Source organism: Pseudomonas sp. 5P_3.1_Bac2 (genome assembly GCF_025465995.1).
In the GTDB taxonomy this organism is placed as follows: domain Bacteria; phylum Pseudomonadota; class Gammaproteobacteria; order Pseudomonadales; family Pseudomonadaceae; genus Aquipseudomonas.
Map to the genome: position 1 here is coordinate 229573 of NZ_JANLNY010000002.1, position 23378 is coordinate 252950.

Consider the following 23378-nt stretch of genomic DNA (forward strand, 5'->3'; position numbering starts at 1 on the left):
AGGTGCCGGATCATAGGGCATTCCTAAGGGTTTGCAGGTTGGCGACCTGGCGGGTGAAGTCGGCGGCACTGAGCCGTGGCGTGGCAGTGGTGCGCATGCATTGACTGATAAAACTCGGGGCTTGGCGGCTGAGGCGACTGAGGCTTTGCCACTGCTCAGCCACCGGTAGGCGCTCAAAGCCTGGCTGCCGTTGGCGGGCGCGGCGCTGAATATCCTGTTGCAGGCCTTGCAGCAAACGCTGCTGGCCGTTGTGACGGAGGATAAAGTCGGCGCTGGCGCGTAGGTGTTCTTGCAGTTGCCGGCGGTGCCGGCTGACTGCCGGTTGCAGTGGGCCTTGGCGCGGCGCCAAATGCCACAGTGTGGCCAGCACCAGTAGCAGCAGCGCCAGCAAGGCGTGCGGGAAGTAGCGCAGCAGTAGGCTGAACAGGTCGTCGTGGTCGGGGTTATGCACCAAGGTCACGGCGCTGTCCTGGCTTAAGTACCAGAGCAGCCAGGCATTGTCGTAGCGGTCAAGGCGCTTGTTGGTCCAGATCCAACTGTCGCTGAGCACGGTGATCAACCCCTCGCCGTGATAGATCTCCAGCAGATGGGTGGCCTCGCCGCTATTGGCCCAGATATGGGCGCGGTCCTGGGCGTCGAACAGGTGAAAGTCCGGATCAAAATCTATGTAGGCCGGGGCTTGTTCGTTTTCCAGGTAGAGTTTGGTTAGGAGGGGATAACGATCCTCTTCGGCCGCTGTGGCCGTCTCGTCGCTTGCGTCTGCATCTGCGGCCGCGCTGGCCTGCTCAGGCGTTGGCGCGGCGTCTGTTTGCTCCGCCTGCGCAGCATCTTCAGCGGCTTGCGCGTTTGGCTCCGTGGGCGTGTCCTCGGCATCTTCTGGTGGCATATCGTCATCCGGCAGCGTCTTGGCCATCTCACTCATGCTGAACTGCTGGACGCCGAGGCTATCGAGCAGCAGGTCGCCGCTCTTGCCTTTGGCTTCGTCCCAGATGGCTTCGGCGACAAACACCAAATGCCCGCCTTTGCTGGCCCAGTCCAACACGCGCTGGCTTTGCTTGGGCGTCATCCGCCGGCGGTCACCCAAGAGCAGCAAGGTGTGGCCGGCGCTGGGTAAGTCGTGCAGGCCATGTAAGTCATTGGCCTGTTGCACGCTGATACCTTGCTGGCGCAGGAAGTGCTCGGCGGCCAGATACGGATTAGCCTTGGCCTCGGGCGATGGGCCGCGCTTGATGGAGTCGGTATAGGGTTCCAGCTGATTGAATAGTTCGACACCCAAGCCACCCAGGATAATCAGCAGAAGGCCCAGCAGCATCAGCTTGTAGCTACGCTTCATGGCGCCACTCCTGGGCTATCCAGCTGCTGCCAGGCTTGGCACAACGGTTCTTGTAGCTCCGCCGGCGGTGGCCGGTGGCCGTAGGCGATGTTTTGCCAGGCGTGGGTGAGCTGCTGGGTGAAGTGGCTCAGCGGGGCTTGATTAAGGGTGCTGACTAACTGCAGGACTTCGCTTTCAGTGTGAGCGCTGCTCAGTGGCAGATGCTGCTCATGCAGCAGTCGGCTGAGCAGCGCGCGATAGAGCAGACCCAAGGCTTCACGGGGCTGCTCACTCCACAGACGGCGTACTTCTGCGAGCACATCATCGGGCAAGCTCTGCGGGCTGACTTGCAGGCCAAACAGTTGTTCTGGCTTTTGCCGTTCTGCTTTAGTGGAGCGCTGGACCCGGCCAACGAAGGTTTTCAGCCATTCGCGGTAGCGCCATAACAGCCAGCCGATTAGCCCAAACAGGCTGCTCCACAGCAGCACCTCAAGCACAAGGGTCAGGCCATTAATCGCGTTGAGCCATTTATGCAGGTTGAGCAGGCCATTGAAGAAATCCGCGCCGCTGTCGGATTCTTCTTCATCTTTGGACTTGGCCGGTTCATCCACGAAACGCCAGCGAGTGACGCTTTGTTTGTTTTCAAAAGGCGGTTGATTGAGCAGTTGGTTGATGCTCTGGCGCGCTTGCTCGCTGCTCAATTCTTGTTTGAGCAGGCGGGGTGCTTTGGGGCCGTTGGCGTCTTGGGCCAGGAGCGCTTTGCTGTCGTCGGCCATCAGCGGAGCGGGGGCTTGCACCAGTAGTAGGCCGAGGCTCAGTGCCAGCACCGTTGCCACGCCCTTTAAGCGCTGGCCCAGTTGGCGCAGCTTAAGTTCGAGATCCCAGGCTTCTAATGAGGTGCGCCGGTTTAAATAGAGGGTGAATCCACAGGCCACGTAGATCGGCTCCCACACAATCAGCACCAGCACATACAGCGCATTGGACAGATGCTCTAGCCAGAACCACTCTGGCGAAGAGTCATCGAACAGCTTTTCCCACTGCCAATTGGTTTCAAACTGCACTGGCAGCATCAAGTAAAACAGGCCCAGCAGACCGAAATACAGGACGTATTCCATGTGGCTGCCCACGATGGTCAGCCAGCGGTCGGTGCGCGAACTGCGGTCAATAAGGTTGAAAAAACGCTGTTGGCGGGCATCGCCACTTAGCCCTTCGAGCTGCTGAATAGGCAGGGCGAAGCTGCGCGACAAGCTGAACCTGCGCCAAGTCAGGCTGGCGATTAACTGGGGCTTGAGTAAGCCCGGCCATGCCTTGAGCGCTTGTTTGAGGCTGGGCGTCGCACCAAATAATGCGTTACTTAAGATATACAACGGCAAGCGCTCAAAGGCCGGTTTGAGCCACCAGAACAGCAGCACGACAACGCTGGGATAGTCCCATAACAGCAGGCAGAGCAGGCCAAACAGCGGCAGGGTGATGATCGCCCAACTGAGCATTAATAAGCCGGCGTGCTGCTTGGCCAGCAGCATGCCAAGGTCAATCGCCTCCCACGGCGTGCGTGGACGAATCACTACACTGGCTTCACTCAGGCGCATACGCACCTCGGCCAGCACGGGCAAAATAAGTCAGCACCAAGATCCAGAGCAGCGCGCCAACGGCATATTTAACGCCAGGGCTGGCCCAGGTCATCGACGACCAATAGGCCTCAATAAAGGCGGCAATCAGCAGCATGCCCGTCACCCCACCAATCAGCCGCACGCTGACTTGCGCCGCCAGGCGCAGGGCTTCACCGCGGCTGTAACGCCCCGGCACCAGCAAGGCCCAGCCGAGTTTTAAACCTGCGGCGCCGGCCAAGGCGATGGCGGTGAGTTCAAAGGCGCCATGGCCCACGACAAACGACCAGAAGGTCTGGCTGAAACCAATATGGGTCAGGTGACCGGCCACGGCGCCGATATACAAGCCGTTAAACACCAGAAAAAACAGGCTCCCCAAGCCAAAGAGCACGCCGCTGGCAAAGGTCTGAAAGGCGATGCCGATGTTGTTCATGATGTAGAAGCCGAACATCATCCAGTCTTCACTGGAGCCGCGCTCGGCTGTCCGGCCAATGCGCCTGGCCGCAGGGTCGTACATGGATTCCATGTCACTGACTTGATCCACCGGCACCAGCGCGTAGACCAGATCGGGGAAGCCGTACACCAGCAGTCCCATCAGCAGCAAACTGCCGAAGAACAACAAGCTGCCAGCCAGCACAAAGCGCCATTGCGCGCGTACCAGTCGCGGGAAGCCGGCCAGGATAAAGCCGATTAACTGTCCGGCCAGCGGGCTGCGGTGGCGGTACAACTGCTGGTGGCCGCGCAGGGCCAGTTGCTGCAGTTGCTCGACCAACTGACTGCTGTAGCCACGACTTTGCGCCAACGCCAGTTGTTGGCACACACGCCGGTAGTGGGCGGTAAAGTTCGCGCTGCTGTCGGCATCGGCTTTACCGCGTTCGAGCAAGTCCAATTGCTCAGTAAAGCGCTGCCAGTCGGATTGATTTTGGCTTTCGAATTGACTCTGTTTCATGTCGGCCCTAATAAGCCACGGGCAATCCCGTACAGCTGCTGTTCGGCTTGTGCCACAGGAACCTGCAAAGGCTCCGCCATCAGGGTCGCCAGTTCCAGGCGGCGGGCCGGCGACAGCTCGGCGGCGCGCTCGGCAAAGCTGAGCAGGGCACGTTGTTCGTCTAGGCTCAGGGCGCTTGGTGGGTTAATGGGAGGTACATCCGGCAGCGTCACCGTCTTGAGCGGTTGCTCGCGATAAACCACCAAGGTGCCGGCGGCGATATCCCCGATTCGCTTAAACGCCGGATGTTGCAAGCAGCTGAATAGACCGAATGCATAACCCACCGGCAGCATATCGACCGCGCGCAGCAGGTTACGGGTCAAGGAGGCCGCCCAGCCAATCGGCGTGCCATCGTCGTGAATCACCCGCAGGCCTAGCCAGTGTTTGCCGGGCGAGCGGCCCTGGTTGAGGACTTCAAACAGGACCATGTACCACCAGTTGATCAGAAACAGCAGGATCACCCCAAGGCCCAAACCGAAGTCGCCCAGCAGCGAGAGCAGCACATACAGCACGCCCAGCAGAGCACCGCGAATCGCCAGGTCGATGGCAAAGGCCAAAGCCCGTACCGTGGGTCCGGCGGGACGCAACAGCAGGTCGATGCCTTCTGGGGTTTCAACCCGCAAATGGGTATCCAGCAGCGTTTTGCTAGCAGTGTGCAGGGGGGCTCTGAGGCTTGGCGGCATAGCTCGGCAGCATCCTATAAACCCGCGTCAACACTTGGCGGGCAGGGCGCCAACGCCGCCTTGGGCGACGCTGGCATCAGGTTATTGTGCCGCAGGCAGCACGCCGAAGATGGTGCGATAGAGCACACCGCTGGCGATTATCAACAGTGGCAAGGACCAAATCAGGCCGATGCCCAGGGGAATCGCGCTGATTAGAACAATGATTGTCAGCACCACGAGCAGGGCGAGCACCTTAAACCAGTGTTGGCTGATGGCTTTGCGCGAAGTCTCCAAGGCTTGCCATGGGCTAAGGCCACGTTCCACAACCAAGGGCATGGCGAGCATATAGGCGATGCTGAGATAGAGTCCGGGCAGGACAAACAGCATAAAGCCGATGCTGATCAGCAGTGTGGAGAGTACGCCGGTGATCACCAGTGGCAGCAACTTGTCGAAATGCTGGAACAGCTGATTGAAGGCGATGGGCTGGCCCGCTGCGCGGCGAATGCCGACCATCATAATGCCGGCCAGAAAGGGGTAGGTCAGGGCCGATACCAGCAGGTTAGTCAGCAGCTCGCCTACGATGCCTAACTCAGCGCTGCCACTCAGCACGCTGACCCCACCAAAAGCCAGGGTTAAAGCGATGGAGATGGCAATAATGATCAGATAAAACACTACAAAGCCGGCGAACAGGATGCCCTTGCTGCCTTTAACCAGTTGCCAAGCCTCACTGATCAGACCGTCAATGCTGAAGTCGTAGCCCCGCTGCAAGGCCTTCTCAATGCTGAGCACCGGCTGCGTGCTCACAGGGTGTTGCAGTGAGCTGTTGGGGGCCGCGTAGGGGTTCACTTCACTCATTGTGCATCCTTGTTTTTGAGTTATAGATGTTCCGCACTTTATAGGCACTGACACGCGTGCCACAAGTCAGCAGATGTCGCAGTGCTAGACTGATCGACCTTCATATGGGGATAACAGCGTGACTTCCAGCCTATTTTGGTATGACTACGAAACCACCGGTATCGACCCGCGCCGTGATCGACCGCTGCAAGTGGCCGGCATTCGCACCAATGAGCAGCTCGAAGAGATCGGTCAGCCGCTGAATATCTTCTGCCAGCCTAGCCCAGATATCTTGCCCCATCCGGCGGCTTGTTTAGTCACCGGCATCACTCCGGACAAGCTGGCCCAGCAAGGCTTGGGTGAAGCCGAGTTTATGACGCGTATCCACGCTGAGTTGGCGCAGCCGGGCACCTGCACCGTGGGTTACAACAACCTGCGCTTCGACGATGAGATGACCCGCTACAGTCTGTACCGCAATTTCTTTGATCCCTATGCGCGGGAGTGGCAGGGCGGCAATAGCCGTTGGGATCTGATTGATGTGGTGCGTACCGCCTACGCCCTTCGTCCTGAAGGAATTGTCTGGCCAGAAGAAGATGGCCGCGTCAGCTTAAAACTGGAGCGCCTCACCGCGGCCAATGGCATCGACCACGGCCAGGCTCACGACGCCCTTGCGGATGTCCGCGCGACCATCGCCCTGGCGCGGCTGCTGCGCGAGAAACAGCCCAAGCTGTATGACTACCTGTACCAGTTGCGCAGCAAACCAGCGGTGCAGGAGAAAATTCGTCTGCTGCAGCCCTTGGTGCATATCTCCGGGCGTTATGCCGGCAGCCGTCACTACTTAGCTGTGGTGCTGCCATTGGCCTGGCATCCGCGTAACCGCAATGCGCTAATTGTTTGCGACCTGCACAGTGACTGCTCGCCTTTATGGGAGGAGGCCGCTGAAACCTTGCGTCAGCGTCTCTATACCCGCCGTGATGACTTAGCGGATGGCGAATTGCCGGTACCGCTTAAACTTTTGCACATTAACCGCTGCCCCGTAGTGGCTCCGCTCAACGTGTTGCGAGCACAGGACATACAGCGCCTGCAATTGGATATTTCTGAGTATCAGGGGCGTGCTGAGCAATTACGCAGCCATCGCGAGCAATGGCAGGAAAAACTTGCCGAGCTATACCGTGACGAAGGATTTGCTCCGAGTCTCGACCCTGAACAGCAGTTGTATGACGGATTTATTTCTGAACGTGATAGAAGATTGTCTGAGCAATTACGTCAGAGCGATCCGCAATTGTTAGCTCAGGCGCAATGGTCTTTTACTGATGATCGTTTAATCGAATTATTGTATCGCTACCGTGCGCGTAACTTCCCGGCCACTTTAAATCAGCAGGAGCAACAACAGTGGGAGCAATTTTGTCGCTTGCGTTTGAGTGATGAGCAGTACGGTGCGCCTAATACCATTTCTCAATTTGAGCAGGCATTGGAAGAATTGTTTGACAATGGGTCTGCAGAACAGCAAGCAATTTTGTCGGTGTGGCGTGAGTATGTTCAGGCATTACGTGTGACTTATGGCTTATAAATAGTAGGGAAATAGGTAAAGCGCAGACAATAAAAAACGCCAGCAATGCTGGCGTTTTACTTGGCTTGGCGAGCTAGAGCTTAGTCCAGCAGGGTGGCCCAGCCTTCAACGGTGTCACCGCCCCACTTGGCTTTCCACTCTTTCAGGACTTTGTGGTTGCCGCCTTTGGTTTCGATAACTTCGCCAGTGTTAGGGTTTTTGTACTGCTTGATTTTACGCGCACGCTTAGTACCAGTTGCACGGGTAGCTGCACGTGGAGCTTTGCTGTTTTTAGCTTCTGGGTCGAGCATGGCAATGATGTCACGCAGAGACTTTTGATACTCGCCCATCAGTGCGCGCAGCTTGCCTTCGAACTCCAGTTCTTTTTTCAGCTTGTCGTCTTGCGACAGATTTTTCAGGCGCTCTTGGAGCTCTTTGATAGCTTCTTCGGTGGCGCGGTATTGGTTGATCAGCGACATGTGTCTGTACCTGCATCATGGCTTGGTTAAAAGGTGACGTTAATAATAGACAGGCACTTTGGACAAGTAAACTATTTTAAGGTTATTTGTAACATTTGTATTAATTGACACTATCAACGCGATCATAGTTACTCATGAAGCTGTTGAAGTTATGCATATTTATCCGCGCCCGTTAAATTTTCGCCAGCCAATCGGAACTTTCCACTGGGCAAGCAGGCTCGGTGATCTGCCGAGCTCAAGCTCGGGCCAGTGAGTACTGCAGTTTTTTGCGCTAATGATTAAAATGGCGGCTTTATTTGCGTGCTGGAGCCGTTGATGCGTACTTTTCGATTGGTCATCGCCTGCCCTGACGGGGTCGGCATCGTGGCCAAGGTTAGTAATTTCCTGGCCACTTACAATGGGTGGATTACTGAGGCAAGCCATCATTCGGATCCTCAGAGTGGTTGGTTCTTCATGCGTCACGAGATCCGGGCGGACTCCCTGCCATTTGACATCGAGGGCTTCCGTCAGGCGTTTGCGCCGATTGCTGCGGAGTTTTCCATGCAGTGGCGCATCACCGATTCGGCGGTGAAGAAGCGCGTGGTGCTGATGGCCAGCCGCGAATCACATTGCTTGGCGGACCTGCTGCACCGTTGGCACAGCGATGAGCTGGATTGCGATATCCCTTGCGTGATCTCCAACCACAATGATCTGCGCAGCATGGTGGAGTGGCATGGCATTCCATTCTTCCATGTGCCGGTTAATCCGCAAGATAAGCAGGCGGCCTTTGATGAGGTCGAGCGTCTGGTTAAAGCGCACGCGGCTGATGTCATCGTGCTGGCGCGCTACATGCAGATTCTCCCGGCGCAGCTGTGCAGCGAGTACTCCGAACGGGTCATCAACATCCACCACAGCTTCCTGCCGTCGTTTGTCGGCGCTAAGCCTTACCATCAGGCGTCGCTGCGTGGAGTTAAGCTGATTGGCGCAACCTCGCACTATGTCACTGAAGAGCTGGATGCGGGGCCGATCATTGAGCAGGACGTGGTGCGCGTGAGCCACCGCGACAGCATCGAAGAGATGGTGCGCCTGGGTAAGGACGTGGAAAAAATGGTCCTGGCCCGTGGTTTGCGCTATCACTTGGAAGACCGCGTGTTGGTCCGCAACAACAAAACCGTGGTGTTTAACTAAGTCCTGAATCCCTTGGCGGAGGTGTTATGGCTAACCCCTTAGATCGTGCAACATCCAGCGCACCTGAGGTGGTGGGTGAGGGCTGTACCCAGCGCTATGATCCGCAGCAGCTAACGCCTGAGGATGGCACTGAGTTCCCTGAAGCGGCTGAGCTGTGGCAGACCTTGCAACAGCACAAGCCGGCCGATGCAGACGACAGCGAGCCGCCAGGCGAATAATTCAGGCACAAAAAAACGGGGCGCATTGAGCGCCCCGTTTTTGCTGTGGGATTAAATCTTAAAGCTATCCACCAGCTGTTTCAGGCGGCTGGCTTGTTGCTCTAGGTCAGCGCAAGCGCGCAAGGTCGCTTGCAGGTTTTCTACGCCTTCTTGGTTGAGGGTGTTGATCTCGTTGATATCGACGTTGAGTGACTCAATCACCGTGGTTTGTTCCTCGGTGGCGGTGGCCACTGACTGGTTCATGCCGTCGATTTCGCCGATGCGCTCGGTGACGCTGGTTAAGCGGGTGCCCGCTTGGTTGGCGATCTCTACGCTTTCTTCGCTGTAGCGCTGGCTTTCGGTCATGGTGGTGACCGATTCGCGCGAACCGACTTGCAGCTCTTCAATCATCTGCTCAATTTCTTGCGCCGACTCTTGGGTACGGTGGGCCAGGCTGCGCACCTCATCAGCGACCACGGCAAAGCCGCGGCCGGCTTCACCCGCGCGGGCGGCTTCGATGGCGGCATTGAGCGCGAGCAAGTTGGTCTGCTGGGAGATGCTCTTAATCACTTCGAGAATCTGCCCGATGTTCACCGTCTTGCTGTTGAGCGTCTCTATATTGCTGCACGAGGTGCTGATTTTATTCGACAGCTGATTCATCGCCTGGATGGTTTGCTCCACCACCTGACGCCCGTCTTCGGCCAAATTACGCGCGTCCGAGGCTTGGTTGGAGGCGTCCGCGGCATTGCGCGCAATCTCTTGGGCGGTGGCGCCCAGTTGGTTGATTGCGGCGGCCACGCTGTTGGTCCGGTTGGCCTGCTCGTCGGAGTTAATCATCGAGGAGTTAGAGGCGCCGACCACCAGCTTGGCGACCTCATTGACCTGGCTGGTGGCCGAAGACACCTCGCGGATTGAGCCATGGATGCGCTCGACAAAGCGGTTAAAGGCGCTGGCCAGGCGGCCAAACTCATCGTTGTTTTGGATGCGCAGGCGCATGGTTAAGTCGCCTTCGCCTTGGGCGATGTCATCCATGGCCTCGCCCATGGTGCGCAGCGGCCGCATCAGCGCATTAATCAGCAGGCTCAGGAGGAAAATGATCAGAGCCAAGGCAATCAGCACCGCAATCACCGCCGACGTGCGGAATTTGCTCAGCATGGCGTAGGCGGCGTCTTTATCCACCGAGATGCCGACATGCCAGTTAACTGAAGGCAAGCCTTTGACCGGGCTGAAGGTGAGGATGCGCGGTTTGCCGTTGAGCTCTGCTTCGCTGAAGTCAGGGCTGATTTTCGGGGTGTTCTGCGGGTAGATGTCGCTGAGGTTCTTCATCACCTGGGCGGCGTCCGGATGGACCAAGACCTTGCCGTCGGCGCTGACCAAGAAGGCATAGCCCATGCCGCCGAAGTCCAGCGAGTTGATGATTTTGACCAAGGTTTGCAGGCTCAGATCCCCCCCCACCACGCCGGCCGTTTGGGCAGGTGTGGCAATGGTGATGACCAGCTCTTTGGTCCCGGCATCCAAGTAAGGCTCGGTCAGGGTACTGCCGCCGGCATTGACCGCGTCCTGATACCAAGGCCGTTGACGGGGATCGTAGTCGTCGGGCATTGGGTCATCGGGGCGCATGGTGAAACTGCCGTCGGCCGCCCCTAAATAGGTGTAGCTGAAGGTAGAGGTGAGGTTTTTCTGTTCAAGCAGGCCCGTCAGCGCGGCTTCAGAATGATCGCGTGTCAGGGTCTGGGCCGCGCCCTCGATTAATAAGATCCGCCCCGAGAGCCAATTGGATATGTTGCTGGCTGTCAGGTCACCCATCTCGTGCAGGTAACTTTCTAAGTCATCACGGATCGCATTGCGCTGCAGGTAGTCGTTGTACAGGGTGAATAGCGAAAAGGCTGCGATCACCACCAGAGATGCTGCAAGCAGGATCTTGTGACTGAACTTCAGGTTATTGGTCATAGCTTCTTGCGTCCGCTAGGTTCTGGCATCAGTCTTGTTGAGACATAAGACAATCTTTGCCGAACGGAAAACGTCGGCAGTGCTGTCTATATCGACCCTACTGAAGTAAAGCTTTAACTATGGAGATAACAATATGGCAGTAACCGATCAATTCGTTATTGGTGCCGATGGGCAAGGACAACCAGTAGGGCAGGCGCTACGTTTGGCCAACCGGCACGGCTTGATTGCTGGCGCCACGGGGACCGGCAAGACCGTGACCTTGCAGCGTTTGATCGAAACCTTCAGTGACGCCGGCGTGGCCGTGTTTGCCGCCGACGTAAAGGGTGATCTGTGCGGCCTGGGGGCGGCTGGTGCGCCAGAAGGCAAGATTGCCGAGCGCATCGCCGAGATGCCTTGGCTCAATCATCAGCCGCAGGCTTACCCGGTCAGCTTGTGGGACGTTTATGGACAGAGCGGCCATCCGCTGCGCACCACCCTAAGTGAAATGGGCCCGCTGTTGCTGGGCGCATTGCTGGAGCTGACCGACAGTCAGCAAGCGGCGCTGTATGCCGCCTTTAAAGTGGCTGACCGTGAAGGCTTGCTGCTACTGGATTTAAAAGACTTAAAAGCCTTACTCGGACACCTGAAGAATCATCCTGAAGTGCTCGGCGAAGACAGTGCGCTGTTCAATCCGACCTCCGCGCAAGCGCTGCTGCGCAAGTTAGCGGGCCTTGAGCAGCAAGGCGCTGAAGCGTTATTCGGAGAGCCAGCGTTGCAGTTGGAGGATATTTTGCAGCCGCAGGCCGATGGTCGCGGCCGGGTTCATCTGCTCGATGCCACCCGCTTGGTGCACGAGGCGCCGAAGGTTTACGCCACCTTCTTGCTGTGGCTGTTGGCTGAACTGTTTGAGCAACTGCCTGAGCGCGGCGATGCCGATAAGCCAGTGTTGGCACTGTTTTTTGACGAGGCCCATTTGCTCTTCGCCGATACGCCTAAGGCCTTGCAAGAGCGTTTAGAGCAAGTGGTGCGCTTGATTCGCTCGAAAGGCGTTGGGGTGTACTTCGTTACCCAGTCCCCTGGCGATTTGCCGGATGACATTCTGGCGCAGCTGGGCCTGCGTATTCAGCACGGCTTGCGTGCCTTTACCGCTAAAGAGCAGAAGTCGCTGCGTGCGGTCGCCGATGGTTTTCGACCGAACCCCAGCATCGACACATTGACGGTGCTGACGGAGCTGGGCATCGGTGAGGCCTTGGTCGGCACCCTCGAGGCCAAGGGCACGCCCGCCATGGTCCAGCGCGTGGCAGTCGCGCCACCACAGTCGCGCATTGGCCCATTAAGCGAAGGCGAACGCGCCAACTTGATCCGTCAGTCGCCCTTGCAGGGGCGCTATGACAAACCGATCGACCGTGAATCCGCGTACGAGATTCTCACCGCGCGGGTGGAACCGCAGGCGCCGGCCGAGAAGCCAGGTGCGGTGACTAAGAGCAAAGAGCAGGACAGTGGCGGCATTGGCGATATGGCCGGTGAACTGCTGGGTGGTCTGGCCAGCCAAATGATGAAAACAGCAGTACGACAAGCCGCCAACCAGATTGGTCGGCAACTCGTGCGTGGCTTGCTGGGTTCCCTGCTCGGCGGTAAGAGCAAAGGTCGCTAGGAGGGCTCTGAGGCTGCAAGATGCACCGCTATGGTGCTTGTTGCAGCCTGGCTCGGCTTAAACCGTGCAGCTACAGTGCTGGGCCCGCAACGGGCCTAGGCTTAGTCTTGATCGTCGGCGTGTTTTTCTTGCAGCTCTTTTTCGATCTTGACCAGCTCTTTGGCGAAGACCTGATCCATGACCGTGGACTTCTTGCGCCAAGGCTTGCGTTCGGGATCGGGTTGCGCGGCATAAGTCACTACTTCGCCACCGTAAACGTCTTGAAAGCGCTGCGCCTGGCGCTCTAATTCGGCGCGCAGTTCGTCTTTATTCACTTAATTACCTGTTTGAACTTGTGTTGGTTACTAGGCCAAGTGTTATTAGGCCACCACGAATAACCGAAAAGGTTGTTTGCTTATTCACTACTCAGCTTTGCACTTATATGGTGCGGGTAACTCGGAGAATTCTGAAAGCTACCCTGCGCTTATAAGTTGGGCTGTTTTTAGCAGGTTTGAGCAAGATACTTAGCACTGTGACCAAGCTGCTCAAGCACGCCCCGCTAATTATGGCTCACTAGTTGGAAAACTGCCAATTACTTAGTGTGCCATTTGCAGTCCATAGCGCTTGACAATGGTCTCTATTTGCCCGTTTTGGCGCAGTATCAGGAGCTGCTGGGTGAACCTTTCAAACACCTCTTTAGGTACTCTAAGCCTTGAAAATCCTATGCCGTAGGCGATTCCTGAGAGATGCCCGGCATGTCGTAGAGCGTACAGCTGCTCGTGCTCAATCAGGTGCCTGGCAACGTCTTGGTTTAATACCACTACGCCTTTAGTGCCAAAACGGCCAGCATGCAACATGAGTAATAAACGCTGATTGTTGGTGATCAGTTGAATATCAACATTAGGCACATTACGCAGTTTGTCCTGAAGTACCAAGGAGGTCCCCGAGGGGCCGTAAACCCCCACTATATGACCTTGTAAATCACTCGGACTTTGATAAAGAAAACTACTAGCGCGGGTGGTGTAAAAGTCATAACCACTCTGCACTAACATCGGTGTGATATTAAATGCGTCACGCCGTTGATGAGAATCAATAACTGTAAAAATGCCATCAACTTCTCCGTTCTCAGCCATTTGTAGTGCGCGTCGCCAGGGCCATACTTCAATGCTGCATTGCCACTGCAAGGTAAAGCAGGTGAGGTTGACGATTTCGGATAAAGCGCCGCTGGCTTGAGTGCCTCGGGAGTAGCTGAAGGGCGGAAATTCCTCCGTCACAAAGTGCAGCGCTGTGGCCGCCCCAGCGCTTGGGGCGAGCATCAGGTAGAGGACTAACAGTCTGCTACACAACGACACGGCTCAATCCTTAACATCTAAGGCCGCATCTTGGGTGGCGTAAATTCCAACCCAGCGCTGGGCGTTCAATGTGTTGGCGTTGGTTGGTCAGGCGCTTGGAGTTGATGTTGTACCAAGGTTCCAAAACATTTGCAGGATATTTTTATTTTCCGTGCACTAGCAGCCCGGCGCAGCGCCATTGGCGTGGCTGCAGATAATGCGGGCAATAGAATCAAGGCAAGCGGGCGGGAGTGGCGCTGATTGGGCTTAGGTCTAACTATTGGCTGCTCAAGCTTATGGGCAGCCAATAGTGGATGGGATTACTGCGGCTGGTCGCCTAGGGCTTTGCAGCTGGCCGGATAGTTTTGTTGACAGGCGCTTTGGAACAAGCGCCTGGCCTGGGCGCTGTCCTGCGGTACGCCTTGTTCGCCACGCAGGTAGAGGGTGCCGAGAATATGCTGGGCCATTGGGTTACCGGCCGAGGCGGACTGGTTGAGGTATTTGAGCATCAGCACGGAATTGCTGAGCTCGGGGTTATCGCGGCCGGTATAGAGGTAGGCCAGGCTTACAGCCGCCATGGAGTGGCCTTTGTCAGCCGCTTGTTTCCACCAGTACTCCGCTTGTTTGAGATCTTTTTGCGGCTTGCCGGAAAAGTACAGGCTGCCTAACTGGAATTGGCTGTCGAGGTCGCCCTGTTGCGCTTGTTGTAGCAGGGCAGGGGGGATGTTTTGCTGGGTTTGGGTTTGCTCAGCATTCGCTGTCGCCGTGGGCTCTGTCGCCGGGTGCTCAGGGTTGCTGCTACAGGCGCTGAGGAGCACGGCACCGCTGAGCAAAATGGGCAGAGTTAATGAATGAATTAAACGCATGGGCAGAGTGTTCCTTAGGCAAAGTTAAAGCGTTGTAATAGCCACAGACTCTATTACGGCCGGCAAGTTGCCTTATTTATTCAGGTGCGGCGCTGCGCCGCTCTAGACCAGGGCTGAATGCATAGCAGTTTGTCGCATTTAGCATTTAACTGCCTGCGCAGAGCTGCGATTCTAAGCCTTGATACTTTATTTAGGTGGTAGGGCGCAGCATGCAAATCAGCGCAGATTTTGACAGTGGCAATATCAACGTCCTCGACAGCAGCAACCCGCAAGATGTGCGTTTGGCCATCCGTCCGGATAGTCACAGTGGCCACTTTCAGTGGTTTCACTTTAAGGTCGCGGGGCTCAAGGTCGGCCAACAGTATGGCTTTAGTTTGACCAATGCCGGGCAGTCTTCCTATCCCGCTGGCTGGCAGGATTATCATGCGGTGGCGTCCTATGATCAGCAGAACTGGTTTCGTGTGCCCAGCCAGTTCAATGACGGCGTACTGAGCTTTGCCATTGCGCCTGAGCATGAGCAAATCTGCTTTGCCTACTTTGAACCCTACAGCCGTGCCCGCCACCAAAACCTGATCGAGGATGCGCGCACCCTGGCTGGTGCTGAGTTGTTTGCCGTCGGTAAAAGTATTGAAGGCCGTGATATTGAGCTGCTGCGCATCAGCCGCAATGCGCAGGCGCAGCGCAAAATTTGGATCACGGCCCAGCAGCACCCCGGCGAACACATGGCCGAATGGTTTATGCAGGGTTTGCTCGAGCGCTTGCAGTTAGAGGGGGATGACGAGCTGCATGCTTTGCTTGAGCAAGCGGATTTTTATCTGGTACCGAATATGAACCCCGATGGTGCGTTCCATGGCCATCTACGGACCAACATGGCCGGCCAGGACCTTAACCGTGCTTGGCAGACTGCCAGCCCTGAGCGCAGCCCTGAGGTGTACTTCGTTCAGCAGCAGATGCGCGCGGTGGGCGTTGACCTGTTTCTGGATATCCATGGTGACGAAGAAATCCCCCATGTGTTTACCGCCGGTTGCTCGGGCAACCCAGGCTTTAGTCCGCGCTTAGCCAAGCTTGAGAGTGATTTTCAGCGTTTGTTGGTGGATCAAGGCGCCGAGTTTCAAACCCTGTTTGGTTATACGCCGAATCAGTTTGGCGAGGCCAATACCAGTCTGGCGGCCAATGCGGTGGGCTTAGAGTTTGATTGCTTGGCGTTGACCATCGAGATGCCATTTAAGGATCACGATGACCGACCCAATCCGAAGACCGGCTGGAGCGGTGCGCGCTCGAAACAGTTGGGGCAGGATGTGCTTAGCGTATTGGCTGTGATGGTCGGTCAGTTGCGCGACTGAGCCGAATGCTCCGATAAAACACTGCGCCGCTTAAACAGCGGCGCAGTGCCTAACAGGCCGGCTTAGCCGCGATAGTAACGCTGCGGCACAAATGGGCTTTTTGCCACTTTCATCGCTACGCGCTTGCCGCGCACGATGGCCCACACGTCGCTGTCCAGCGCGTTATGGGCGGTTTGCACATAGCCCATGGCCACGGGGGCGCCGAGGGTTGGGCCAAAGCCACCGCTGGTCACGACGCCAATCACCTGGCCGTCGGCATCGACAATTTCGGCACCTTCACGCACCGGCACCCGCTCTTGCGGCAGCAGGCCCACGCGCTTGCTGGCCACGCCTTGTTGTTGCTGGGCGAAGATCTGCTCGGCGCCGGGGAAGCCGCCGGCACGGGCGCCATCCGCGCGACGCGCCTTGGAGATGGCCCACAGCAGGCTGGCTTCGATCGGTGTGGTGCTGCTGCTCATGTCGTGGCCATAGAGGCACAGACCGGCTTCCAGGCGCAGCGAGTCCCGCGCGCCAAGGCCAATGGCCTGCACTTCGGGTTCGGCCAGCAGGCGGCGGGCCAGGGTTTCGGCTTGCGCGTTAGGCACGGAGATTTCAAAACCATCTTCGCCGGTGTAACCCGAGCGGCTGACGTAGCAGTCCACATCCAGCAGGCGCACGGGGGCGAACTGCATGAAGGTCATTTTGGCCACTTCAGGTGCCAGGCGGCTGAGCACGGTCACCGCTTGCGGGCCTTGCAGGGCGAGCAGGGCGCGGCTCTCGAACAGGCTTTCGATCTGGCACTGGTCGCCGATGTGTTGTTGCAGGTGAGCCAGGTCCTGATCTTTACAGGCGGCGTTGACCACCAAGAACAGGGTGTCGTTGCCCAGGTTGGCGACCATCAGGTCATCGAGGATGCCGCCCTGGGCATCGGTGAACATGGCGTAGCGCTGCATGCCCACGGGCAGGTCGAGGATGTCGACCGGCACCAGGGTTTCCAGGGCCTTGGCTGCGCCTGCACCACGCAGCACGATCTGGCCCATGTGCGACACGTCGAACAGGCCGGCTTGCTCGCGGCTGTGCAGGTGTTCTTTCATCACGCCCAGGGGGTACTGCACTGGCATGTCGTAGCCGGCGAAAGGCACCATGCGTGCGCCGAGTTCTAGGTGCAGGGCATGCAGCGGGGTTTTCGCCAGGTTTTCGGTGGTCATGCGCTTCTCCAAAGTGCTGAGTGATTAGCTTGCGCCGCACGCAACTGACGCGTGCGGCAAGGGTTGTGGATGGAAACCGCGATCAGCATTCGATGATGTTGACGGCCAGGCCGCCGCGGGCGGTTTCTTTGTATTTGTTATTCATGTCGGCGCCGGTCTGGCGCATGGTGCGGATGACTTTATCCAGCGATACGAAGTGCTGACCGTCGCCACGCAGGGCCATGCGTGCGGCGTTGATGGCCTTGATCGAGCCCATGGCATTGCGCTCGATGCAGGGCACCTGTACGAGGCCGCCGATGGGGTCGCAGGTCAGCCCCAGGTTATGTTCCATGCCGATCTCGGCGGCGTTCTCGACCTGCGCCACGCTGCCGCCTAAGACTTCACACAGGGCACCGGCGGCCATCGAGCAGGCCACCCCGACTTCACCCTGGCAGCCGACTTCGGCGCCGGAGATCGAGGCGTTTTCTTTGTACAGAATGCCGATGGCCGCGGCGGTGAGCAGAAAGCGCACCACGCCATCGTCATTGGCGCCAGGGATAAAGCGGCTGTAGTAATGCAGCACCGCCGGCACGATCCCGGCGGCGCCGTTGGTGGGCGCAGTGACCACGCGGCCGCCGCTGGCGTTTTCTTCATTGACTGCCAGGGCGTAGAGGTTGACCCAATCGAGCACGCTTAAGGCATCACGCAAACTGGCTTCGGGGTTCTTGCACAGCTGCCGGTGCAGGGCGGCGGCGCGGCGTTTGACCTTGAGCCCGCCGGGCATGATGCCCTCGTTTCGACAGCCAGCCTCGACGCAGTCCTGCATCACTTGCCAGATGCGCAAGAGACCGGCGCGGGTTTCGGCTTCCGGGCGCCACGCGGCTTCGTTGGCCAGCATCAGTTGGCTGATGCTCAGGTTGTGCTGCTGGCAGTGTTCCAGCAGTTGTTTGCCGGTGGTGAAAGGATAGGTCAGCGGCGTTTGGTCTTCGACGATGCGGTCGGCGCCGGCCGCTTCGTCATCCACCACAAAGCCGCCGCCCACCGAGTAATACTCGCGGCTGCGCACTTGCAGACCGGCTTGATCAAAGGCGCGAAAAATCATGCCGTTGGGGTGATAGGGCAAGGCTTTACGAATCATCGCCAGGTGTTCTTTTTCGACAAAGCGAATGGTTTTTTCACCCAGCAGGTTCAGGCTTTTATTGGCGCGAATCGCCGCCAAGCGCGCCTCGATAGTGCTGGTGTCGACGCTATCGGGATGCGCGCCTTCGAGCCCGAGCAATACCGCCTTATCGCTGCCGTGACCTTTACCGGTGGCGCCTAGGGAGCCATAGAGTTCGGCTTTGATGCTGTGGGTGGCGGCCAGCAGATTTTCGCGGCGCAGGCCTTCGACAAACCGCGCAGCGGCGCGCATCGGGCCTACAGTGTGGGAGCTGGAGGGGCCAATGCCGATTTTGAACAGATCAAACACACTCAAGGACATATTGGACTCCATAAGCGGCCGGCCTTATGGGCCGGCCTGACGCGGGGCAGTGGATAACCGCCGGCGCGCGATAACAAGGTCTGACTCAGGCGGCGTAAACCGGGAAGGTGCGGCACAGATCGCTGACCTGACCGCGTACACGGCTGATCACTTCCGGGTTGTCGATTTCATCGAGAATGTCGCAGATCCAGCCGGCCAGCTCGCGGCATTCGCCTTCTTTAAAACCGCGAGTGGTCACCGCCGGAGTACCGATGCGGATGCCCGAGGTGACGAAGGGGGACTGCGGGTCATTCGGCACGGCGTTCTTGTTGACGGTGATATGGGCGTCGCCCAACGCCGCGTCAGCAGCCTTGCCGGTGAGGCCCTGCTTAACCAGACTGATCAGCATCAGGTGGTTGTCAGTGCCACCGGAAACCACGTCGTAGCCGCGCCCGACAAACACCTCGGCCATGGCGCGGGCGTTGTTGATCACCTGCTGTTGATAGGTTTTGAAGCTGGGCTCCAGTGCCTCTTTAAAGCACACGGCTTTGCCGGCGATCACGTGCATCAGCGGACCGCCTTGGGCACCGGGGAATACCGCCGAGTTGAGCTTCTTCTCGATCTCTTCGTTGGCCTTGGCCAGGATCAGACCACCCCGTGGACCGCGCAGGGTTTTGTGGGTGGTGGTGGTGACCACATCAGCGAAGGGAATCGGGTTGGGGTACAGACCGGCTGCCACCAAGCCCGCGACGTGGGCCATATCGACAAACAGCAGCGCGCCGACTTTATCGGTAATGGCGCGGAAACGCGCGAAGTCGAGGGTGCGCGAGTAGGCCGAGAAGCCGGCGACGATCATCTTCGGCTGATGCTCAACGGCCAAGCGCTCAACTTCGTCGTAGTCGATCAAACCTTGCTCGTCGATGCCGTATTGCACCGCGTGGTACAGCTTGCCCGAGGACGACACCTTGGCGCCGTGGGTCAGGTGGCCGCCGTGGGCCAGGCTCATACCGAGAATGGTGTCGCCGGCATTGAGCAGGGCCAGGTACACCGCGCTGTTGGCCGAGGAGCCGGAGTGCGGCTGGACGTTGGCGTAGTCAGCGCCGAACAACTGCTTGGCGCGCTCGATGGCCAGCTGTTCGACCTTATCCACATGCTCGCAGCCACCGTAGTAACGCTTGCCCGGATAGCCTTCGGCGTACTTGTTGGTCAGGCCGCTGCCTTGCGCTTGCATGACGCGCTGGCTGCAATAGTTTTCCGAGGCAATCAGCTCGATATGGTCTTCCTGACGCAGCTCTTCGGCGTTAATCGCGGCGAGCAGGGCGTCGTCGTAACCTTGCAGTTGATCGTGCTTGCTGAACATAGGTCGCTCCCTCATGGGTTATTCGGGCGGATACGGCGGACCCGCCCCGTTGAGGGGTGAGTCAAAATTCTGGGGTGATACCCGCTTAGGCGGGCCAGCCGGTTGGGCAAGCCGCACCTAAGTGGTTAGCTCGCGCAGGCCTTAGGCGTCCTGATAGGCCTCGATGGACGGGCAGGCGCAGACCAGGTTGCGGTCGCCAAACACGTTGTCCACGCGGCCCACGGGCGGCCAGTACTTACCGTCGATCAGGCTCGCCACGGGGTACACCGCCTGTTCGCGGCTGTAGGGGTGAGTCCACTCGCCGGTCAGCTCCAGCGCGGTGTGCGGGGCGTTTTTCAGCGGATTGTCGGTGGCATCCAGGGCGCCGCTTTCCACTGCACGAATCTCGTTGCGGATGGCGATCATGGCGTCGCAGAAGCGGTCCAGTTCTTCCTTGGATTCGCTTTCGGTTGGCTCGATCATCAGCGTGCCGGCCACTGGGAAGGACATGGTCGGGGCGTGGAAGCCGAAGTCGATCAGGCGCTTGGCCACGTCATCGACGCTGATGCCGCTTGTGTCTTTGATCGGGCGAATATCCAGGATGCATTCGTGGGCCACCAGACCGTTGCTGCCGGAGTAGAGCACTGGGTAGTGTTCTTCCAGACGGCGGGCGATGTAGTTGGCGTTGAGAATGGCCATTTGCGAGGCGCGCTTCAGGCCTTCGCCGCCCATCATGCTGATGTACATCCAGGTGATCGGCAGGATGCTGGCGCTGCCGAACGGCGCGGCGCTGACCGCCCCTTCCTTACGGGCCATGTTGCCATGGCCGGGCAGGAACGGAATCAGGTGTTCCTTGACGCCGATTGGGCCGACGCCTGGGCCGCCACCGCCGTGGGGGATGCAGAAGGTTTTGTGCAGGTTGAGGTGCGAGACGTCGCCGCCAAACTGGCCTGGGGCGCACAGGCCGACCATGGCGTTCATGTTGGCGCCGTCGATGTACACCTGGCCGCCGTTGTCGTGAATGATCTGACAGATTTCGCGGATGCCTTCTTCAAACACGCCGTGGGTCGACGGGTAGGTGATCATCAGCGCAGCCAGACGCTCGCGGTGCTCTTCGGCCTTGGCCTTGAGGTCGGCGATGTCGACGTTGCCTTTGCTGTCACAGGCCGTCACCACCACCCGCATACCGGCCATGCTGGCGGTGGCAGGGTTGGTGCCGTGGGCCGATTGCGGGATCAGGCAGATATCGCGCTGATCGTCGCCACGGCTGAGGTGGTAGCCGCGGATGGCCAGCAGGCCTGCGTACTCACCTTGGGAGCCGGCGTTGGGCTGCAGGGAGATGCCGTCGTAACCGGTGGCTGCGCAGAGCATGGCTTCCAGCTCGCGGGTCAGTTGGCTGTAGCCCTGGCTTTGTTCCGCCGGAGCGAAGGGGTGCAGGTTGCCAAACTCGGGCCAGGTGATCGGCAGCATTTCGCTGGCGGCGTTGAGCTTCATGGTGCACGAGCCCAGCGGAATCATGCTGCGATCCAGCGCCAGGTCTTTGTCGGCCAGCTTGCGCAGGTAGCGCATCAGCTCGGTTTCGCTGTGGTAACGGTTGAACACCTGGTGTTCAAGAATCGCCGATTGCCGTAGCAGGGCTTGTGGCAGTTGGCGGGTGTTAGCCGCCGCCAAACTCTCAAAGGCCGGTGCGGCTTTGCCGTCGGCGAACAGCGCGAGCAGGCCTTCAACCGCCGCTTGATCGGTAGTTTCGTCGAGGGACAGGCCCAGACGCTCGCCATCGATCTGGCGCAGGTTGATGCCCGCTGCGCGGGCTTGCTCGTGCAGCTGCGCAGTACGGCTGCCGGTGGCGATGCTCAGGGTGTCGAAGAAGTGGCTTTGCTCAACGCTGTAGCCCAGGGCCTTGAGGCCGCGGGCAGTGATGGCGGTGAAGGCATGGATGCGCTCGGCGATCTGCACCAGACCTTTGGGGCCGTGGTACACCGCGTACATGCTGGCGATGTTGGCCAGCAGCACTTGGGCGGTACAGATGTTACTGGTGGCCTTCTCGCGGCGGATGTGCTGTTCGCGGGTTTGCATGGCCAAACGCAGCGCCGGCTTGCCGAAACGGTCGATCGACATGCCGACCAGGCGGCCCGGCATATCGCGCTTGAACGCATCGCGAGTGGCGAAGTAGGCCGCGTGCGGGCCACCGAAGCCCAGTGGCACGCCAAAGCGCTGGGCGCTGCCCAGGGCCACGTCGGCACCGAATTCGCCCGGCGGAGTCAGCAGGGTCAGGGACAGCAGGTCAGCGGCCACGGCGACCAAGGCGCCGACGCCGTGGAAGCGCTCGACCAGCTCGCGGTAATCGAAGATGTCGCCATTGCTGGCTGGGTATTGCAGCAGGGCGCCGAAGTAGGCGCTGACATCGCTCAGCGTCGCTTCATCGCCAACCACCACTTCAATGCCCAGCGGCTCGGCACGGGTGCGCAGCACGTCGAGGGTTTGCGGGTGGCAATGTTGGGAGGCGAAGAATTGCTGGCTGGCTTTGTTTTTCGACAGGCGTTTGCAGAAGGTCATGGCTTCGGCAGCGGCGGTGGCTTCGTCGAGCAGCGAGGCGTTGGCGATCTGCATGCCAGTAAGGTCGCTGATCAGGGTTTGGAAGTTCAGCAGCGCTTCCAGGCGGCCTTGGGAAATCTCTGGCTGATACGGCGTGTAAGCGGTGTACCAGGCTGGGTTTTCCAGCAGGTTACGCAGGATTGGGCTCGGTGTCAGGGTGCCGTAGTAGCCTTGGCCGATATAGCTTTTGAACTGCTTATTGAGGCTGGCGATACCTTTGATGGTGGCCAGCGCCTCGGCTTCCGACAGGCCAGGCTGGTTGCCCAGCACGCTGCTGCCCTTGATGCTGTCCGGGATGACCTTATCGGTCAGTGCGTCGATGCTGGAGAAACCCAGCAGCTCAAGCATGGCGGCGGTGTCCGCAGCACGCGGGCCGATGTGCCGGGCGATAAATTCGTTATGGGTGGTCAGCTTGGTCATGACTGGGTCTCAGGCGTCGGCGTTGGCGTTTAACAGGCGGTCGTAACCGGCTTGGTCGAGCAGGCCGTCGATAGCGCTGGCCTCGGTTGGGCGGAAGCGGAAGAACCAGCCTTTACCCAGTGGATCCGCATTGACCAGCTCGGGGCTGGCTTCCAGCTCAGGGTTGATTTCTACCACTTCACCGTCCAGCGGCATGGTGATGTTGCTAGCAGCTTTGACCGATTCCAGCACGGCGACTTCATCGCCGGCGCCATAGCTCTGCGTTTCTGGCAGTTGCACAAACACTACGTCACCCAAGGCCTCTTGGGCGTAAGCAGTGATGCCCACGGTAACCAGACCATCGGCATCGGCGCGCAGCCATTCGTGCTCAACAGTAAAACGCAATTCGCTCATAGCAGTTCCTTAGTAGTGGCTCGCCCAGTTGGCCAGGCGGTGTGCTGATGTCCGGTCAATGTGGCGGACAACGAATCCAATACCCTTAGCAAGGTAGGTGCCATTATGC

Annotated in this window: 20 protein-coding genes; 5 read left to right on the forward strand and 15 right to left on the reverse strand. The window is 58.6% G+C overall.

Annotation, left to right across the window (positions count from 1 at the left end; translation table 11 throughout):
• Positions 1–10: 10 nt before the first annotated feature.
• The 5 genes from NTD81_RS01010 to NTD81_RS01030 all read right to left on the reverse strand — a co-directional run bounded on the left by NTD81_RS01010 (position 11) and on the right by NTD81_RS01030 (position 5424).
• Positions 11–1333 (reverse strand): DUF4350 domain-containing protein, encoded by a 1323-nt coding sequence (locus NTD81_RS01010; RefSeq protein WP_262178508.1) that lies wholly within the window; start codon positions 1331–1333, stop codon positions 11–13.
• On the reverse strand, positions 1330–2901 hold the full coding sequence (locus tag NTD81_RS01015; RefSeq protein WP_262178510.1) for a DUF4129 domain-containing protein: 1572 nt from the start codon (positions 2899–2901) through the stop codon (positions 1330–1332). Before NTD81_RS01015 ends, NTD81_RS01010 begins: the two co-directional genes overlap by 4 nt.
• On the reverse strand, positions 2888–3868 hold the full coding sequence (locus NTD81_RS01020; RefSeq protein ID WP_262178512.1) for a stage II sporulation protein M: 981 nt from the start codon (positions 3866–3868) through the stop codon (positions 2888–2890). The genes NTD81_RS01015 and NTD81_RS01020 overlap by 14 nt, the downstream gene beginning before the upstream one ends.
• Positions 3865–4590, reverse strand: coding sequence for an RDD family protein (locus NTD81_RS01025; RefSeq protein ID WP_262178513.1), 726 nt, complete (start codon positions 4588–4590; stop codon positions 3865–3867). The genes NTD81_RS01020 and NTD81_RS01025 overlap by 4 nt, the downstream gene beginning before the upstream one ends.
• An 81-nt stretch (positions 4591–4671) precedes the next feature.
• Positions 4672–5424 carry a DUF975 family protein gene (locus tag NTD81_RS01030; RefSeq protein WP_262178515.1) on the reverse strand — a complete coding sequence of 251 codons (753 nt, stop codon included), beginning with the start codon at positions 5422–5424 and terminating at the stop codon, positions 4672–4674.
• 118 nt (positions 5425–5542) lie between these two features.
• Between NTD81_RS01030 and sbcB the strand changes: the two genes are divergently transcribed.
• The gene (gene sbcB / locus NTD81_RS01035; RefSeq protein ID WP_262178517.1) at positions 5543–6973 is read left to right on the forward strand and encodes an exodeoxyribonuclease I; all 1431 of its coding nucleotides are present in this window, start codon (positions 5543–5545) and stop codon (positions 6971–6973) included.
• Positions 6974–7053: 80 nt separating this feature from the next.
• On the opposite strand, the gene mvaT is transcribed toward sbcB, so the two are convergent.
• The gene (gene mvaT, locus NTD81_RS01040) at positions 7054–7431 is read right to left on the reverse strand and encodes a histone-like nucleoid-structuring protein MvaT (RefSeq protein WP_262178519.1); all 378 of its coding nucleotides are present in this window, start codon (positions 7429–7431) and stop codon (positions 7054–7056) included.
• A gap of 315 nt (positions 7432–7746) precedes the next feature.
• Here mvaT and purU point away from each other — a divergent pair, with 315 nt between their 5' ends.
• Both purU and NTD81_RS01050 read left to right on the forward strand, forming a co-directional pair.
• A complete protein-coding gene (gene purU / locus NTD81_RS01045; RefSeq protein ID WP_262178521.1) occupies positions 7747–8598 on the forward strand; it encodes a formyltetrahydrofolate deformylase in 852 nt (283 codons plus the stop codon).
• Between the two features lie 26 nt (positions 8599–8624).
• Positions 8625–8816 (forward strand): hypothetical protein, encoded by a 192-nt coding sequence (locus NTD81_RS01050; RefSeq protein WP_262178524.1) that lies wholly within the window; start codon positions 8625–8627, stop codon positions 8814–8816.
• A gap of 51 nt (positions 8817–8867) precedes the next feature.
• On the opposite strand, the gene NTD81_RS01055 is transcribed toward NTD81_RS01050, so the two are convergent.
• On the reverse strand, positions 8868–10745 hold the full coding sequence (locus NTD81_RS01055; RefSeq protein ID WP_262178526.1) for a methyl-accepting chemotaxis protein: 1878 nt from the start codon (positions 10743–10745) through the stop codon (positions 8868–8870).
• A 133-nt stretch (positions 10746–10878) separates the two neighbouring features.
• Here NTD81_RS01055 and NTD81_RS01060 point away from each other — a divergent pair, with 133 nt between their 5' ends.
• Positions 10879–12378: a DUF853 domain-containing protein gene (locus NTD81_RS01060; protein ID WP_262178528.1), complete on the forward strand. Its 1500-nt coding sequence runs from the start codon at positions 10879–10881 to the stop codon at positions 12376–12378.
• A 101-nt stretch (positions 12379–12479) separates the two neighbouring features.
• Here the strand turns inward: NTD81_RS01060 and NTD81_RS01065 are convergent, their stop codons facing one another.
• From NTD81_RS01065 to NTD81_RS01075, 3 genes are all read right to left on the reverse strand, one after another.
• Positions 12480–12692 carry a hypothetical protein gene (locus NTD81_RS01065; protein WP_262178530.1) on the reverse strand — a complete coding sequence of 71 codons (213 nt, stop codon included), beginning with the start codon at positions 12690–12692 and terminating at the stop codon, positions 12480–12482.
• A 261-nt stretch (positions 12693–12953) separates the two neighbouring features.
• Positions 12954–13709 (reverse strand): substrate-binding periplasmic protein, encoded by a 756-nt coding sequence (locus tag NTD81_RS01070; protein ID WP_262178532.1) that lies wholly within the window; start codon positions 13707–13709, stop codon positions 12954–12956.
• Between the two features lie 299 nt (positions 13710–14008).
• A complete protein-coding gene (locus NTD81_RS01075; protein ID WP_262178534.1) occupies positions 14009–14554 on the reverse strand; it encodes a tetratricopeptide repeat protein in 546 nt (181 codons plus the stop codon).
• A gap of 209 nt (positions 14555–14763) precedes the next feature.
• On the opposite strand from NTD81_RS01075, the gene NTD81_RS01080 reads away from it, so the two are divergent.
• Entirely contained in the window at positions 14764–15897 is a 1134-nt protein-coding gene (locus NTD81_RS01080) for a M14-type cytosolic carboxypeptidase (protein ID WP_262178536.1), read from the forward strand.
• A gap of 62 nt (positions 15898–15959) precedes the next feature.
• Here the strand turns inward: NTD81_RS01080 and gcvT are convergent, their stop codons facing one another.
• The 5 genes from gcvT to gcvH form a co-directional block, all read right to left on the reverse strand.
• Positions 15960–17084, reverse strand: coding sequence for a glycine cleavage system aminomethyltransferase GcvT (gene gcvT, locus NTD81_RS01085; RefSeq protein WP_262178538.1), 1125 nt, complete (start codon positions 17082–17084; stop codon positions 15960–15962).
• 82 nt (positions 17085–17166) lie between these two features.
• A complete protein-coding gene (locus NTD81_RS01090; protein ID WP_262178540.1) occupies positions 17167–18543 on the reverse strand; it encodes an L-serine ammonia-lyase in 1377 nt (458 codons plus the stop codon).
• 85 nt (positions 18544–18628) lie between these two features.
• A complete protein-coding gene (gene glyA / locus NTD81_RS01095; protein ID WP_262178542.1) occupies positions 18629–19882 on the reverse strand; it encodes a serine hydroxymethyltransferase in 1254 nt (417 codons plus the stop codon).
• A 141-nt stretch (positions 19883–20023) separates the two neighbouring features.
• Positions 20024–22876: an aminomethyl-transferring glycine dehydrogenase gene (gcvP, locus tag NTD81_RS01100; protein ID WP_262178544.1), complete on the reverse strand. Its 2853-nt coding sequence runs from the start codon at positions 22874–22876 to the stop codon at positions 20024–20026.
• 9 nt (positions 22877–22885) lie between these two features.
• Entirely contained in the window at positions 22886–23269 is a 384-nt protein-coding gene (gene gcvH / locus NTD81_RS01105; RefSeq protein WP_262178546.1) for a glycine cleavage system protein GcvH, read from the reverse strand.
• Positions 23270–23378: the final 109 nt, after the last annotated feature.